This window comes from Microbispora sp. NPDC046973 (assembly GCF_040644495.1).
Classification (GTDB): domain Bacteria; phylum Actinomycetota; class Actinomycetes; order Streptosporangiales; family Streptosporangiaceae; genus Microbispora.
The window spans coordinates 194,250-210,139 of the sequence record NZ_JBEYWQ010000004.1 but is presented as its reverse complement, the minus strand read 5'-3'; the positions used below and the strand labels follow the sequence as shown (position 1 = coordinate 210,139).

Below are 15,890 nucleotides of genomic sequence, written 5' to 3'. Positions count from 1 at the left end.
CCCGCCAGTAACAATCAGGAGTCGCGAGGTGTCAGCGGAAGTTTGAAAGGGGAAAAACGACGCGACCGAGGATTTGAGGGGGCATTGTGGCCCAAGCATGGCTGCCCGGCGCAAGCCGACTTCCCTCCCCCGGGGACTCCGGAGCGATGCTCGGAGGAGCCCCGAGGACCGTCTGGTTCATCTGGCCCGCCGACCCCCAAGGGGTCTCGGCCAGGTCCGTCGCCCAGCGGCTGATCCAGCTCCGCCGGCCCTCCCACCTGGTGTGGAACCCGGTGACCGGGGAGATCGTCCAGTTGCTCCCGCCCACCAGGGCGGGCGGCGGGCTCGCCGCGGACCGCGGCAGGAACGGACGGATCTGCGTGCAGATCCAAGTCATCGGCTCGGCGAGGGAACCGTTCACCGACACCAAGCTCGACGGCCTGGACGACATCCTGGCCTGGCTCGACTCCTGGGAGGTGCCGCGCCGCTGGCCGGCCGGTCCTCCACTGCCCTATCCGCACTCCCTGGTCGCCGAGCGCAGCAAACGGCTGTGGGCGCGGGGCGGCCACTTCGGCCACTCGCAGGTGCCGGGCACCAGGGAGGGCGACCCGGGATCGATCGACATCGCCCGCATCATCGGCGAGGAGGCGCTCAACCTGGAGGTCCCCCTGTCCAGAGGCGAGCTCAGGCTTCTTCAGCGGGTATGAGCTCCCGGATCACCGCGCACCCACGCCGCACGTCGGCCCGGGACGCGGAGCCGTAACCCAGCACGAGGCCGTGCACCCGAGGCGGCCCGAGGTGGTGCGGTTCGGCCGTGTCCAGGAGCACGCCGCGTTCCCCGGCCCGGCGTACGAGGCCGGGGACCACGCCGGCGGGCAGGGTGACCATGACGTGGAGCCCGGCCGTGTCGCCCCGCACGTACGGCCCGAGCGCCTCGACGATGGCCGCCCTCCGGCGGGCGTACTCCAGCCGCATCCTGCGCAGGTGCCGGTCGAGGTCGCCGCGTTCCAGCAGCGTCGCCACGGCCTGCTGGACCGGCCCCGACGTGCGGTCGGCGAGGTGCATCCGGCGCTCGGCCACGGCGTCGAGCAGGCCGGCGGGGGCGACCAGCCAGCCGAGCCCGACGTCGGGACCGAGCGACTTCGACAGCGTGCCGAGCAGCACCACCCGCCCGGGGTCGAGCCCGTAGAGCGCGGGCAGCGGCGCGACGTCGTAGCGGAACTCGGCGTCGTAGTCGTCCTCGACGACGATCGCGCCGGTCCTGCGCGCCCAGGCGAGCAGCTTCTCCCTGCGCGGGATCGGCAGCCTGCCGCCGACCGGGAACTGGTGCGCGGGCGTGGTGTAGAGCACCCGCAGGTCGTCGGGGAGCGCCTCGACGATCACGCCCTGCTCGTCCACGGGGCAGGGCACGACCTCCGCGCCCCTGGAGGCGAAGATGCGCCGGGCGGCCCGCCACCCGGGCTCCTCCACCCCGGCCCGGGTCCCCGGCCCGAGCAGCGTGGCGGCGATCAGGTCGAGGCCGTTGCCGGTGCCCCTGGTGACCATGACGTTCCCGGCGCCCACCGGCACGGCCCTGGCCCTGCGCAGGTGGTCGGCCAGCAGTTCGCGCAGCTCCGGGTGGCCGTAGGGGTCGGGGAACGCGTTCAGCGCGAGCTCGCCGGCCGAGCGCCAGGCCCGCCGCCACGCCGCCGTGTCGTACCCGAGCACCCACGGCCGCCCGGGACGCAGGTCCACCACTCCCGGGGGCGCCGGCTCGCGGCGGACGGCCCCGCGGGCCTCGGCCGCCTGCGCGACAGGCTTGTCGTACGGCAGGGTGTCATCGGCCACGTAGGTGCCCGAGCCGTGCCGCCCGTCCAGCCACCCCTCGGCATACAACTGCTGGTACGCGTCGGTCGCGACGGTCCTGCTGACCCCCAGCAGGGCGGCGAGGGCACGGGTGGACGGCAGCCGCTCCCCCGCCCTCAGCCGGCCGCCGCGCATGGCCTCCCGCAGCTGGCCGGCCACCTGCACGGCGAGCGGCACCGGGGACTCGCGGTCCACCGCCAGCGGCACATCGATCGTCAGGCGCACAGTGCTCTCCGCAGAAGTGGTCTCTCCGTATCGGCCCAGAGTGGACGTATTCCGCCGGTCCACTTCGCCCTAACGTAACGGACATGCTCTCCACAACCGCCCGTACCACCCTCAGGCGGTCGAAAGACCGCGCCCGGACCGACCGCGCCGACCTGTACGCGATCCTGGACGCCGGCCTCATCTGTCACCTCGGCGTGCTGGCCGACGGGTCCCCCATGGTGATCCCCACCGGCTACGGACGTATCGGCGGCACCCTCTATCTGCACGGCTCCACCGGCGCGACCTCGCTGCGGGCCGCGCTCGGCAACCCGGTCTGCGTCACCGTGACCCACCTCGACGGCGTCGTGCTGGCGCGCTCCGCCTTCCACCACTCCGTGAACTACCGGTCCGCCATGGTCTACGGCCTCGCCCGGTTGGTGGACGACCCCGAGGAACGGCTCGCCGGCCTGCGGGCCATCACCGAGCAGCTCGCCCCCGGTCAGTGGGACGTCGTACGCCTGCCGGACCGCAAGGAGACGGCCGCCACGGCCGTGGTCGCCCTGTCCCTGGAGGAGGCCTCGGTGAAGGTCCGTCAGGGGCCGCCGAAGGACGACGAGGAGGACTACGACCTGCCCGTCTGGGCGGGCGTGCTGCCGCTGGCCGTGTCGTGGGGCACGCCCGAGCCCGACCCGCGCCTCGCGCCCGGCATCCCGGTCCCCCCGCACGTCGCGAACCGTCAGCCGCGGCTGTAAGCGGATTGCAAGCGGTTTCACCGAAACTGCGGCCGACCGTTCGTCGGCAAGGGAGGCCGCATGAGTTCCGCCGAGCACTGGGATGTGCCCGGTTACAGGGTGACGCGGGAGCTGGGCGCCGGAGGCGGCGGCCGCGTCGTCCTCGCCGTCCACGAGGGGTCCGGCGCGCCGGTGGCGATCAAGTACCTGTCCGAGGACCTGCGCCGGGACGAGGGATTCGTCGCCCGCTTCCGGCAGGAGGCCCGCCTGCTCGTCGAGCTGGACGACCCGCACGTGGTGCGGCTCTACGAGTACCTGGAGACCGGGCGGGGCGCCGCGATCGTCATGGAACTGGTCGACGGGCCCACCCTGCGGGCGCTGCTGCGCGAGCAGGGCCCTACGGGTCCCGAGGCCGCGCTCGCGGTCCTCAAGGGCTCCCTGCTCGGCCTGGCCGCGGCGCACGCGACCGGCGTCGTCCACCGCGACTACAAGCCCGAGAACGTGCTGGTCGCCGCCGACGGGACGAGCAAGCTCGCCGACTTCGGCATCGCCGTCCGGGCCGGCGGAGCTCCCGATTCCCCGGCCGGCACCCCGCCGTACATGGCTCCCGAGCAGTGGACGGGCACGGCCGCCTCGCCGGCGTCCGACGTGTACGCCGCGACCGCGGTCTTCTTCGAGTGCCTGACCGGGCACCGGCCATACCGGGCGACCGAGCAGTCCGTGCTCCGGCACTTGCACCGCACGATGCCCGTGCCGGTCGAGGAGGTCCCCGAGCCGCTGCGGCACCTGGTCGCGCGGGGCATGGCGAAGGACCCCGCGGTGCGGCCGGCCAGCGCGACCGCGTTCGTCTCCGAGCTGGAGCACGCGGCGGTCGCGGCGTACGGCCCGGCGTGGGAGGAGCGGGGCCGCCGCAGGCTGGCCGCGCTCGCCGCCACCCTGGCCGCGACGTTCCCGCTGAACCGGACGCGTCCCGCCGAGACCGGCACCTCGCTGTTCACCACGAGGCTGCGGTCGCTCAGGAGCAGGGGTCTCCTGCTCACCGCCGGGGCCGTGCTGGTGGTGGTCGCGGGCGGCGGCATCGGCGCGTACGCCCTCGGCTCGGCCGGGACGCGCACCGTCGCGGCGTCGCAGGACACGAGCCCGGGGAACACGGGCGCGGGGAACACGGGCGGGGGCGACACGGGCGTGCCTGCCACGGCGTCCGCGTCGCCGGTCGTTTCCGAGGAAACACCCGAGGAAACACCCGAGGAGACGCCTCATGAGACTCCGCACGAGACCCCGCACGAGACCTTCTCCGAATCTCCCTCGGCGGCGCCTGCGCGGACGCCCGTGCGGAGCCCGTCTCCGGTGACGACGAGACCCTCCCCGAGACCCTCCCCGACGCCCTCTGCGACGCCCTCTGCGACACCCTCGGTGAAGCCGTCGCCCTCCCCCTCGCTCACCAAGGTCGCCGGCCTGGATGTCGGCGGGTTGTCGTACCAGGCCGGCGCAGGCAAGGACGGCGCGACCGGCACCGGAACGGTCACCGTCAGGACCAGCGGTCCCGGCAAGGTGACCCTGACCGTGCGCTTCACCGCGAACGGCACGGTGACCGCCACCCGCACACTCACCCTCAGCGGCGCGACGTCCTACACCCGCACCGTCTCCGGCGACCTCGGCCACGTCTGCTCGGGCACCTGGGGCATGAGCGCGACCACCGGCCCGGCCGCGCCGGGCGGCGCCCGCGAGGCCACGGCGAAGGCGCCGCCGTGCCCGACCGCCGTCACCGCGCTGAGGGTCGGCACACCGGTCGTGTCCTCGGCCGGGGTCGCGACGGCCACCGTGACGGTGACCACCGACGGCACCGGCCCGGTGGACCTGACTGGCCGGTTCTCCGGGTCCTCCTCGGGCGGCGGCACGAAGACGGTCCGCCTGTCCGGAGCGAGGACCTACACGCGGACGCTGTCGTACGCCTTCTCCCGCCGTCCCTGCGGCGAGACCGTCACGTTCAGTGCCTCGACCGATCCCGCGGCCCCGGGCGGCGCCGCCTCGCGTTCGGCCGCGGTGACCTGCCCCGCCTCGGTCAGCCAGGTACGCGTGCAGAGCCTGGCGATCAGCGGGACGACGGCCACCGCCACCATCGCCGTCACCGCGGGCAACACCTCCGCCGTGCGGCTGGACCTCACCTGGACGACCGGCGGCTCCACGGCGGCCATCCGGACCTTCAACCTGTCGGGCAAGACGAGCTACACCGTCACGGCCTCGTACACCTACTCCCGATGGCCCTGCGACTCCTATGCGGTGACCGCGTCGACCTCCCCGGCCGCGGCGGGCGGCGCCTCCGCGATCACCCGGCAGACGGATTCGTGCATCAAATAGCCTCAGACGATTATTGACAACTCATTCTGACTAAATCGTGACTTTTCATCGCAGTCGCAAGGTCGTCACTAAGCTACGGTCTCGTCATTTGGCGGGGGCCCCAGGCGATGAGGAGACAGACCGTTATGCACGGCCAGACGGGCGCCTGGCGCGTCCCCGGCTATACGGAGATACGTGAACTCGGCACGGGGGGCGCCGGGCGAGTGATACTCGCGCGGCACGACGCCGACGACATCCCTGTGGCGATCAAGTACCTGTCCGACGAGATGATGGCGGACCTCCACTTCGTCGCCCGGTTCCGGCACGAGGCCCGCCTGCTCGCCGCGATGGATCCCAACCCCCACGCGGCGCGCTTCTACGAGTACGTCGAGACCGCGCGCGGCGCCGCCATCGTCATGGAGCTCATCGACGGCGTCTCGCTGCGCGCGATGCTCCGCTCGGAGGGCCCGACCGGTCCCGAGGCCGCGCTCACCGTGCTCAAGGGCTCGCTGCTCGGCCTGGCCGCGGCGCACTCCATCGGTGTCGTCCACCGCGACTACAAGCCCGAGAACGTCATGGTCGAGGCCGACGGCACCAGCAAGCTCGTCGACTTCGGCATCGCGGCGCAGGCCGGCGAGGGGGTCAGTGCGGCCGGGACGCCGCCGTACATGGCCCCGGAGCAGTGGTCGGGCGGCAAGGCCGGACCGGCGAGCGACGTCTACGCCGCCACGGTCGTCTTCTTCGAGTGCCTCACCGGCGGCCGGCCGTTCCGGGCGCAGAACATGGCCGCGCTGGCCCGCCAGCACCAGGCGACCCCTCCTCCGGTCGACGAGGTGCCGCCCCCGCTGCGCGACCTCGTGGAGCGCGGCATGGCCAAGCGGCCGGAGGACCGGTTCGCGTCGGCCGAGGAGTTCGTGCGGGAGCTCGAGGCCGTCGCCTCCGGCGCCTACGGCCCGGCCTGGGAGGAGCGCGGACGGCGCCGGCTCGCGGCGCTCGCCGGGCTGCTCGTGCCGTTCTTCCCGCTGAGGGAGAACGCCCCCGAGGCCGGCACCGCACTGGCCGAGACGAGGCTCGGCGGCCTGCTGAGCCAGACCCGTATGAAGATCGGCCTGACCCTGGCCGGGATGGTCGTGATCGCGGGCGGAACGGTGGCGCTCGTCCAGACCATGAGCAGCGGCACCACCCTGCAGGCCGGGACGACGATCGAGACGTCGAGCCCGCCCGCGGTCGATCCCTCGTCGATCGAGGTGGAGGACGACTCCGGCGACGAGCCCACGGAGGAGCCCGAGGACGCCACCCCCACCCCGGCGGCCACGAGCCCCGAGCCGAGCGTTCCGCCGACGCCGGCCGTGCGGCCCAGCGCGACCGAGCGGACGACCCCCAGGCCCAGCCCCTCGGCGAGCGCGAAGCCGCCGAAGCCCACGCCGACCGTCAGGCGCACCCCGAAGCCGAGGCCTTCGCCCAAGCCCGTGCCCTCGGACGACTCGGTCACGGTGGATCCGCGCGGCAACCCGCAGACGACCACGCGGCCCAGCCCCGTCCAGACCAGCAGGCCGCCCACGACGCGGCCCACCACCCGGCCCACGACGCAGCCCTCCACCAGCCAGCCCTCGCCGACGCAGCCTTCCACGCCGCCCAGCAGCCCCGACGACCCGCCCGTGCTGACGCTTTCGCCCGCTCCTCCTCCGGAGACTCCGACGGGTGGGCTCGCCGCCGCCCTGGTGACGACCGGCCTCGTTCCCGCCACACTGGCCATGGGACGCGTGCGGGGACGGCACCGAAGGCGGCGGTAGATGCGAGAAGGCGTGACGGTCGCGGGACACCGGCTCACCGGCCGCACCCGGCCAAGCGAGGTCGGCACCTGGGCGGACGCCGTCTCCCCCGACGGACGGCCGTCCGGTGTCCTGCGGTTCGATCCCCGGGCCGTCGCGACGGCCGAGGCACGCGAACGGCTCGTCGCGGCGGTCGGCGCCGACGTGCGTCTCCAGGGAGGCGGCCCGATCGGGCTGCTGCCCGTGATCGACCTGGTGGCGGCCCGTGACGAGGTCTGGCTGATCACCGCACGGGCGACGCCGTCCGTCGCCGACCTCATGGCGGCCGGCCGCCTGGACCCGGGCGGCGCGGCGACCGTTCTCCTGGAGACCGCGCAGGCGCTGCTCGCCGTGCACGCCGCCGGGCCGGCCCACGGAGCCCACGGCGCGCTGCACGCCGGGACCGTCGTGATCGGGGAGGACGGCTCGGTGCTGCTCGCCGAACGCGGCCTGCTGCGGGCGCTGCGGGGCGAGCACGCGTCCGCGGAGCAGGACGTCGCGGCCTGGGCCGCGCTCGCCGGCGCGCTGGCCGCCAACTGCGCCCAGGGACACGCCGCGGCGGCGCTGCGACGCGCGTCCGCCGCCGCGACGGCCCACGGGCTGGCCGCCGCGCGAGACACCCTGCTCGCCGAGCGCGACGCGTTCCCCGGCATAGGCAGGGAGCGGCTGGCCCAGGCGGCACACGGCCTCTCCGCGCCCGCGTCCCCCGAACCTCCCGTCGGCGCGGCGGCCGGCTCTTCCGGCGGGGAGGCGGTGACCCTGCTCGACCTCCCGGATGCGGCGGACGGCCCCGGCGACGTGATGATGCGGTTCGGGCCCGGGGTCCCGACCGAGACCACGGCCGCGCAGATCTGGCGGGCCGGGCAGACGTCCGACGCCGTCACGGCCACCCACCCTGGCGGTCCGGCTCCCCGGCGGCGCAGGAGGCGTTCGACGGCGTGGGCGGGGACGTTGCTGCTGGCGATCCTGATCGCGGCGGTGATCCTGTGGCTGCGCCAGGCGCCCGGCGCGCCGCTCGCGGTGAACGACGTCGACGTCAAGGCGCCCAAGAAGACGGTGCGCTGCGACGGCAGAGCCGATTTCGTGGGCGTCGTCACGACCAACGGCGAGGCCGGGACGATCCGCTACCTCTGGATTCGCAGCGACGACCGCAAGCCGCTTGAGCAGGAGCAGCGGGTCTCCTCGGGAGACACGTCGGTGAACCTCCCCCTGCACTGGAAGGTGACCGGATCGGGATCGTTCAAGGGCACGGCCACGCTCCGCGTCCTGTCCCCGACGACGACCGGAAAGGCGATCCAGGACAAGGCAAGTTTCACCTACAAATGCTGATTTCATTAGTGTGGCGCGCATGACGACGACCCCCGCCGGCTGGTATCCGGACCCGTACGGCTCCCCTCTCCTGCGTTGGTGGGACGGCACCCAGTGGACCGACGCCACCCACGCTCCCGGGCAGGAGGCCGGGGCGCCGCCCCAGGCCCCGCAGCAGGCCCCTCAGCAAGCCCCGCAGCAGGCTCAGCAGGCCCCGCAGTGGGCACAGCCCCAGTGGGGACCTGCGAACCAGACGGCGCAGCTTCCGATACCCGAGTTCGGCGCGCCGAGGCGTACGGCGCCGGTCTGGCCGTGGATCGTGGGCGGCGTCGCTGCGGTGGTCGTGCTCGCGCTGGTCATCGGCGGTGCGGTCATCGTCCTGCGCGATCGCGCCGGCACGGCCCTCGCCCGGCCGGACACCACCGCGACGGCCCCGCAGCTCGACCAGACCGTGCCGCCCGAGCAGGAACCGCAGCAGTCCACCCCGCCGCTGCCCCAGCTCCCCCAGCCGTCCGGTGACCGCATCAAGGACCCGGTGACCGGCCTGTCGTACGCGTACCCGGGCGACAAGTGGCAGGTGCCGGAGTCGAAGAACATCAACGACCCCGCCGACCAGAGGATGCCGCTGTGGACGAGCGGCTGCCAGGCGACCTCCCAGGCGAACTACGACGGCAGGGGCGGCGACTGGGTGGGCAGCGTCTACACGGCCGAGGTGCCCCAGATCTTCCCCTACAGCGGCCCGCAGGGTTTGGGGCAGCTGTCCCAGGCGCTGCTGCTCACCTACGACCAGGTCTTCTACGGCATCCAGCACGAGCGCAAGATCCTGCGCAACGAGGCGCTGACCGTGAGCGGCAAGCAGGGCTGGGTCATCGAGTTCGAGATGGACTTCACCAAGGTCGCCGAGGCCAACAAGCTGCAGTGGAAGAAGGAGAAGGGCGCGATCGTCCTCGTCGACCGCGGTCAGAACGCCCGTCCCGCGATGCTGTACGTCTCGGTGCCGGACAACCTGGACCAGTCGGTCATCAAGCGCGTGGAGGACTCGCTTCAGTCTCAGTGACGTCCGCATTACCCTTCAGCATTACTCTTGAGCCATGACTGACCCGCTGGTCTGGATCGACTGTGAGATGACCGGGCTCGACCTCGGCCGTGACGCGCTGATCGAGGTGGCCTGTATCGTCACCGACAGCGAGCTGAACCAGCTGGATGAGGGCGTGGACGTCGTCATCAAGCCCCCCGCCGAGACGCTGGAGCAGATGTCCGAGGTCGTGCGGGAGATGCATACGGCCTCGGGACTGCTGCGGGCGCTCGCGACGGGGGTGACCCTGGCGGAGGCCGAGGCCGTCGTGCTCGACTACATCCGCTCCCACGTGCCCGAGGCCAAGAAGGCGCCGCTGTGCGGCAACTCGATCGCGACCGACCGCGCCTTCATCGCCCGGGACATGCCGCTGGTGGACACGTTCCTGCACTACCGGATGGTCGACGTCTCGTCGATCAAGGAGCTGGCCCGTCGCTGGTATCCCCGGGTCTACTTCGCCTCCCCCGAGAAGCAGGGCGGGCACCGCGCACTGGCCGACATCACCGAGAGCATCCGGGAGCTGCGCTACTACCGCGCCGCGGTCTTCGTGCCGCAGCCCGGCCCCGACTCCGCCACCGCCCGCGAGGTCGCGGAGGCCGTCTCCGGGCCCTGACCCGGAGGGCGAGCGGTATTGAGGGCGCGGAGGACTCCGAAATACCGCTACACTTTCTTCGTACGCCTCGAACGGCGGACATGGTGGGTGTAGCTCAGCTGGCAGAGCGCCAGGTTGTGGTCCTGGATGTCGTGGGTTCAAGTCCCATCACTCACCCCAACGCGAACGGCCGGTCCGTACGGACCGGCCGTTCGTTTTTTTATGAGCCCTTATTCCCCGCGTATATACACTCGGCGTATAGAGTGCGGGCATGACCGTTCCCCTCGCGTTGCTCGGCCTGCTGGAGCGGGAGCCGAGCCACGGATACGACCTGAAACGCGACTACGACACCTTCTTCGGCCGGGGCAGGCCGCTGCCCTTCGGGCAGGTGTACTCCACGCTCGGCCGCCTGGCCAGGGACGGCAAGGTCACCGGGCAGAGCGAACCGGGCGACGGGCCCGACCGCAAGCGCTACGCCATCACCCCCCTGGGCAGGCAGGAGGTCGTCACGTGGCTGGCCGAGCCGGTCGCGGCCGAGCCCTACCTGCAGACGGTGCTGTTCACCAAGGTCGTGCTGGCGCTGATGCTGGGCCGTGACGCCGCCGGTTACCTGGATGCGCAGCGCGCCACGCACATGCGGCGCATGCGGGAACTGACGGAGGTCAAGCGCGGCGGCTCCCTGACCGACGCCCTGCTGGCCGACCACGCCATGTTCCACCTGGAGGCGGACCTGCGGTGGATCGACGTCACCCAGGCCCGGCTGGGGGCTCTGGCCGAGATGGTGCGTGCGTCGTGATCATCGAGGCCCGTGGGGTCAGCCGCTCCTACGGCAGCACGCCCGCACTGCGGGAGGCGAACCTGTCGGTGGCCGCGGGCGAGGTCGTGGCGATCATGGGTCCCAGCGGTTCCGGAAAGTCGACGCTGCTGCACTGCCTGGCCGGCATCTTCACGCCCGACAGCGGCGAGGTCCGGTTCGACGGACGCCGCCTCGACACCTTGGACGACGGCCGACGCAGCGAGCTGCGGCGCACCGCCTTCGGCTTCGTCTTCCAGTTCGGCCAGCTCGTGCCGGAGCTGACCGCGGCCGACAACGTGATGCTGCCGCTGCTGCTGGGCCGTACCAAGAGAAGGCACGCCGAGCGGCGGGCGGCCGAATGGCTGGAGCGGCTGGAGCTGGCCGACCTGGGCGGCCGGCGCACCGGGGAGCTGTCCGGCGGGCAGGTGCAGCGCGTCGCGATCGCCAGGGCGCTGGTCACCCGGCCGCGGGTCGTGTTCGCCGACGAGCCGACCGGCGCGCTGGACACGCTCACCGGCGAGCACGTGATGGACCTGCTGGTGGGCCTGGCCCGCGAGGAGGGCGCCACCGTGATCGTGGTGACCCACGACGCCCGGGTGGCCGCCTGCGCCGACCGGGAGGTCGTGGTGCGCGACGGCCGTGTCTGCGACCCGTACACGACCGGGGCCGTCCGATGATCCGGCTGGGCCTGCGGCTGTCGCTGAGCAGCGGCAGGGAGGCGGCGGCCAGACTGGCGCTGATCGTCGTCGGGGTGGCGGCCGGCGTCGCGGTGCTGCTGGCCACACTGTCGCTGTTCAACGCCTTCCAGGCCACCGACGACCGCCCCTGCTGGGAGTGCACGACCGGCTCCGCGCCCAGCGGCTGGGCCCTCGACGCGACGGCCGACGGCGCGCTGTGGAACTACCACGAGGACTTCTACGCGGGCCGCACGATCAAGAGGCTCGACGCCGCCGCGCTCGGCACGCGGGCGCCGGTCGTCCCCGGCCTGTCCCATATGCCCGGCCCGGGGCAGTATTACGCCTCGCCCGCGCTCGCCGCGCTGCTGGACGCGGCGCCGCGTGAGGAGCTGGCCGCCCGCTTCCCCGGCACGCGCGCCGGTCTGATCGGCGACGCGGCGCTGTCCGGCCCCGACGAGCTGGTCATCGTGGTCGGACGGACGCCGGACCAGGTCGCCGCCATGCCCGGCGCCAGGCAGGTCGACATGGTCTCCGCGGTCTCCACCCTGCCCGCGGTCGACGACAGCGGGGACGTCTACCGGTTCGGCTTCGGCGTCGCCGCCGTCGGGCTGATCGTCCCGCTGCTGGTGCTCGTGGGCACCGCCACCCGGCTGGCCGCGGCGCGCCGCGAGACCCGCTTCGCCGCGATCCGCCTGGTCGGCGCCACCACGCGGCAGGTCAACGTGCTCGCGGCGGTGGACGCCGCGCTGGGCGCGCTGGCCGGCGCACTGGCCGGCCTCGCGATCTTCCAGCTCGTACGGCCGGCCGTGGCCGGGGTGCGGATCACCGGCGCCCGGTTCTTCCCCGAGCTGGTCGCCCCGCACCTCTGGCAGTACGCGGCCGTGCTCGGCGGCGTGCCGGTCGTGGCGGCCGGCGCCGCGCTGTGGTCGCTGCGCCGGGTGCGCATCTCGCCGCTCGGCGTGGCGCGGAAGACCGCCGCGTCCCCGCCGCGAGCGTGGCGGGTGATCCCGCTGCTGGCGGGGCTGGGGATGTTCGCGGGCCCGGTGTACCGGAACGGCAAGCCCGACGACCTGCTGGCAGTCCTCGCGCTCGCGCTGGTCATGGGCGGGCTGATGCTGGCCGGCCCCTGGCTGACCATGGTCGCCGCACGCCTGGCCGCCCGGCTGACCCGGGGCGGGGCGACGCTGCTGGCCGCGCGACGCCTGGCCGCCGATCCGAAGACCGCCTTCAGATCGGTGAGCGGACTGGTGCTGGCGGTGTTCATCGGGACGACGATCGCGGCCCTCGTGCCGGCGGTGGTCGCCGGCCAGCAGAAGGTGGCCGGGGGCGCGCTCAACGACGTCCTCGGCGCCAGGTTCTCCCGGCCCGGCGTCTCCGGCCTGTCACCGCGGGCGGGGACGGAGCTGCTCGCCCGGCTGCGCGCCCGCCCGGGGGTGGACGTGCTGCCGATCTATGCCAGGGCGGACATGGACGTCGTCCCCCCGCGGCCCGACGGCCCGCCGCCCGCGCCGTACGTCGTCGAGTGCTCCGATCTGGCCCGCTTCCCCGTGCTCGGCCGATGCCCTGTGAACATCGACGGCAGGGGCGCCCGGGCGGTGGCGGGCAACTTCGCCCGCATCGTGGGCGCCGACAACCCCCTCACCGTCGACAGACTCCTTCCGCTGGCGGGCCCGGCCAGCCCGGCCGTCTCCGCCGACGGGCTCGACCTGGCGGCCGTCATGATCACCCCGCCCGATCCGGCGACACTGGAGCGGCTGCGCACCCTGCTGGCCGACTACACCGTCGAGGCGCCGATGACCTTCGCCGAGGTCGCCGAGGTCAGGGCGGACCTGTACACCAGGGCGGAGAACGTCGCGCTGGCCATGGTCGGGCTCACCCTGGTCGCCGGCGCCTGCGGCCTGGTGGTGGCGGCCGGCGGCGGGCTGGTGGAGCGCAGGCAGCCGTTCACCCTGCTGCGGCTGGCGGGCACGCCCACGCGCACCCTGGCCGCGGTGGTGCTGCTGGAGTCGGCGCTGCCGCTCGTGCTGGCCGCCGCGCTCGCCGCCGGCGCCGGCTTCGGCGTCGCCGAGCCGCTCATCGACGCCCTCGCGATGAAGAGCGCGTCGATCGCGATGCCGGGACCCGTCTACTTCGCCTCTCTCGGCGGTGGTCTGGCCGCCTCCCTCCTGGTGATCCTCACGACGCTGCCGCTGCTGCGGCGCATGACCACACCCGACAACGCGCGTTTCGAATAGGAGATCGATGAAGATCAGGCCACTGGTGATCGCGCTGGCCTTACTCGCCCCCGCCGTGTCCCCCATGCCCGCCGCGGCCGCCGCTGAGGGCTATTCGGCCACGATCCGGCGCACCGAGTACGGCATCCCGCACATCACCGCCAAGGACTACGGCGGCCTCGGATTCGGGTACGGCTACGCCTTCGCCCAGGACAACCTGTGCACGCTGGCCTCCTGGGTGGTGACGCTGCGCGGCGAGCGCTCCCGCTACTTCGGCCCGAAGGCCGAGTCGGACGACCCGGCCAAGCCGGTCGCCAACCTCGCCAGCGACGTCTACTACAAGAGCGTCGCCGGCTCGGGCGTCGTACGGCGTCTGCTGGCCCGGCCCGCGCCGGTCGGCCCGAGCGACGAGCTGCGCCGCCTGGTCGACGGCTACGTCGCCGGATACAACCGCTACCTGGAGGACACCGGGGTGGCGAACCTGCCCGACCCCAGGTGCCGGGGCAAGGCGTGGGTCGGCCCGATCACCGCCACCGATATGTGGAACAACCTGCTCGACCTCGACCGCATGGTCTCGAGCTCCAGCCTGAAGGAGGCGATAACCGGGATAGCCGAATCCGAAGGACCGAAGCCCAAGCCGGCCGCGGGCAGCAACGGCTGGGCCCTGGGCCGACAGGCCACGCGCGGGAACGGCGGCATGGTGCTGGCCGACCCGCACTTTCCCTGGCAGGGGATCCGGCGTTTCTACCAGGTCCAGCTCACCATCCCCGGCGTGCTCGACGTCTCCGGCGGCAGCCTGTACGGCACCCCGGTCGTCCAGATCGGCCACAACGCCAAGGTCGCCTGGACCCACACCGTCTCCCACGCCCAGCACTTCACCGTCTACCGCCTGAAACTCGCGGACGGCCACAGCTATGTGGTGGACGGCCGTGCGGAGCCGATGGGCGAGCAGGAGGTGGAGGTCACGATGCCGGAGGGCACCGTCTCCGGCCACACGCTCCTCACCTCGCGCTACGGCCCGGTGCTCGCGGTCGGGCAGACCGACGAGGCCGCGTACGCGCTGGCCGACGCCAACGCGGCCAACCTGCGGGCGGCCGACGAATGGCTGGCGATGGCCAGGGCGGGCAGCCTCGACGAACTGCGCAAGGCCCAGCGGACCTACCAGGGGATGCCGTTCGTCCACACCCTCGCCACCGACGCGAGCGGGACCGCCTACTTCGCCGACACCTCGGTCGTCCCCCACGTCACCGACGCCGAGGCGAAGCGCTGTGCCGTGCCGTCGCCCGTTCCCGGCCTCGAGGAGTACATCCTGGACGGCTCGACCTCCGCGTGCCTGTGGGGCAGGGACGGCGACGCCGTCGTGCCGGGCATCTTCGGGCCGGGCAGCCAGCCGAAGCTGACGCGCGCCGACTACGTGGCCAACTCCAACAACACCTACTGGATGACGAACCCGGACAAGCCGCTCACCGGCTTTCCCAAGGCGTACGGCGAGACGGGCACCGACCTGGAGCCGCGCCCCCGGGTCGGCCTCGACATGATCGCCCAGCGGCTGTCCGGGACCGACGGGCTCGGCGCGCCCGGCTTCACCCTGGAGACGCTGCAGGCCACGGTGCGCGGCAAGCGCAACCTCACCTTCGAGCTCATGCGCGACGACCTGCTGAAGCTGTGCCGCACCCACCGCTCTTCTTCGGGCCCTGAGACGGACGTGCGCGAGGCCTGCCGGACGCTGGAGAAGTGGAACGGACGGGCCACCCTGGACGGCGAGGGCGCCGTTCTGTGGCGCGAGTTCTTCATCCGGCTGGGCCGTCCCACCCGACCGGGAGAGCCGGTCTTCAGCCCGTGGCGGGTGCCGTTCGACCCCGCCCGCCCGCTGACCACCCCGCGCGGGCTGAAGATCGACGACCCGGCCGTACGGCAGGCACTCGCCGACGCCGTGCTGTTCTTCCGGTCCAACCGGATCCCGCTGACGCTCACCCCCGGGCAGGCGCAGAGCTACTCCTCGATCCCGATTCCCGGCTGCACCGAAGGGGAGGGCTGCTTCGACCGGGTGCGCACGGGCGGACCGCTGGGCACGGACGGACGCTACCCGGAGGTGAACACCGGATCCAGCTTCATGATGGCCGTCGCGCTCACTCCCGGCGGCCCCCGCACGCGTACCGTCCTCACCTACTCCCTGTCCGCCGACCCCTCCTCGCCCCACCACACCGACCAGACGGCCCTGTTCTCGCGCGGCGGGTGGGTGACCGAGCGCTTCACGGCGGCCGAGATCGCCGCCGATCCGCACCTCGAAACCGTCACCGTCCATGGGGGGCATTGACCCGG

12 protein-coding genes and 1 tRNA gene are annotated in these 15,890 nt (G+C 73.1%); 12 read left to right on the top strand and 1 reads right to left on the bottom strand.

What is annotated here, in order from left to right; all coding sequences use genetic code 11:
• Positions 1-146: 146 nt before the first annotated feature.
• The gene (locus ABZ860_RS10940) at positions 147-686 is read left to right on the top strand and encodes a hypothetical protein (RefSeq protein WP_357218138.1); all 540 of its coding nucleotides are present in this window, start codon (positions 147-149) and stop codon (positions 684-686) included.
• Here the strand turns inward: ABZ860_RS10940 and ABZ860_RS10935 are convergent.
• A complete protein-coding gene (locus ABZ860_RS10935; protein ID WP_357218136.1) occupies positions 664-2,049 on the bottom strand; it encodes a PLP-dependent aminotransferase family protein in 1,386 nt (461 codons plus the stop codon). The two genes, ABZ860_RS10940 and ABZ860_RS10935, sit on opposite strands and share 23 nt — an antisense overlap.
• A gap of 83 nt (positions 2,050-2,132) precedes the next feature.
• Here ABZ860_RS10935 and ABZ860_RS10930 point away from each other — a divergent pair, with 83 nt between their 5' ends.
• From ABZ860_RS10930 to ABZ860_RS10880, 11 genes are all read left to right on the top strand, one after another.
• Positions 2,133-2,780: a pyridoxamine 5'-phosphate oxidase family protein gene (locus tag ABZ860_RS10930; protein WP_357218133.1), complete on the top strand. Its 648-nt coding sequence runs from the start codon at positions 2,133-2,135 to the stop codon at positions 2,778-2,780.
• A 60-nt stretch (positions 2,781-2,840) separates the two neighbouring features.
• The gene (locus ABZ860_RS10925; RefSeq protein ID WP_357218131.1) at positions 2,841-5,117 is read left to right on the top strand and encodes a serine/threonine-protein kinase; all 2,277 of its coding nucleotides are present in this window, start codon (positions 2,841-2,843) and stop codon (positions 5,115-5,117) included.
• 125 nt (positions 5,118-5,242) lie between these two features.
• The gene (locus ABZ860_RS10920; RefSeq protein WP_357218128.1) at positions 5,243-6,889 is read left to right on the top strand and encodes a protein kinase; all 1,647 of its coding nucleotides are present in this window, start codon (positions 5,243-5,245) and stop codon (positions 6,887-6,889) included.
• Positions 6,890-8,236, top strand: coding sequence for a hypothetical protein (locus ABZ860_RS10915; protein ID WP_357218126.1), 1,347 nt, complete (start codon positions 6,890-6,892; stop codon positions 8,234-8,236).
• A gap of 19 nt (positions 8,237-8,255) precedes the next feature.
• Positions 8,256-9,272 carry a DUF2510 domain-containing protein gene (locus ABZ860_RS10910; RefSeq protein ID WP_357218125.1) on the top strand — a complete coding sequence of 339 codons (1,017 nt, stop codon included), beginning with the start codon at positions 8,256-8,258 and terminating at the stop codon, positions 9,270-9,272.
• Between the two features lie 34 nt (positions 9,273-9,306).
• On the top strand, positions 9,307-9,903 hold the full coding sequence (orn, locus tag ABZ860_RS10905; RefSeq protein WP_357218122.1) for an oligoribonuclease: 597 nt from the start codon (positions 9,307-9,309) through the stop codon (positions 9,901-9,903).
• 83 nt (positions 9,904-9,986) lie between these two features.
• Positions 9,987-10,062, top strand: a tRNA-His gene (locus ABZ860_RS10900).
• A gap of 91 nt (positions 10,063-10,153) precedes the next feature.
• Complete coding sequence (locus tag ABZ860_RS10895) at positions 10,154-10,678, top strand: PadR family transcriptional regulator (protein ID WP_357218120.1); 525 nt, start codon at positions 10,154-10,156, stop codon at positions 10,676-10,678.
• A complete protein-coding gene (locus ABZ860_RS10890) occupies positions 10,675-11,355 on the top strand; it encodes an ABC transporter ATP-binding protein (protein WP_357218119.1) in 681 nt (226 codons plus the stop codon). The genes ABZ860_RS10895 and ABZ860_RS10890 overlap by 4 nt, the downstream gene beginning before the upstream one ends.
• The gene (locus ABZ860_RS10885; protein ID WP_357218117.1) at positions 11,352-13,589 is read left to right on the top strand and encodes an FtsX-like permease family protein; all 2,238 of its coding nucleotides are present in this window, start codon (positions 11,352-11,354) and stop codon (positions 13,587-13,589) included. Before ABZ860_RS10890 ends, ABZ860_RS10885 begins: the two co-directional genes overlap by 4 nt.
• A 7-nt stretch (positions 13,590-13,596) precedes the next feature.
• Positions 13,597-15,885, top strand: a complete 2,289-nt coding sequence (locus tag ABZ860_RS10880) for a penicillin acylase family protein (protein ID WP_357218115.1) — start codon at positions 13,597-13,599, stop codon at positions 15,883-15,885.
• The last annotated feature ends 5 nt before the right edge of the window (positions 15,886-15,890 follow it).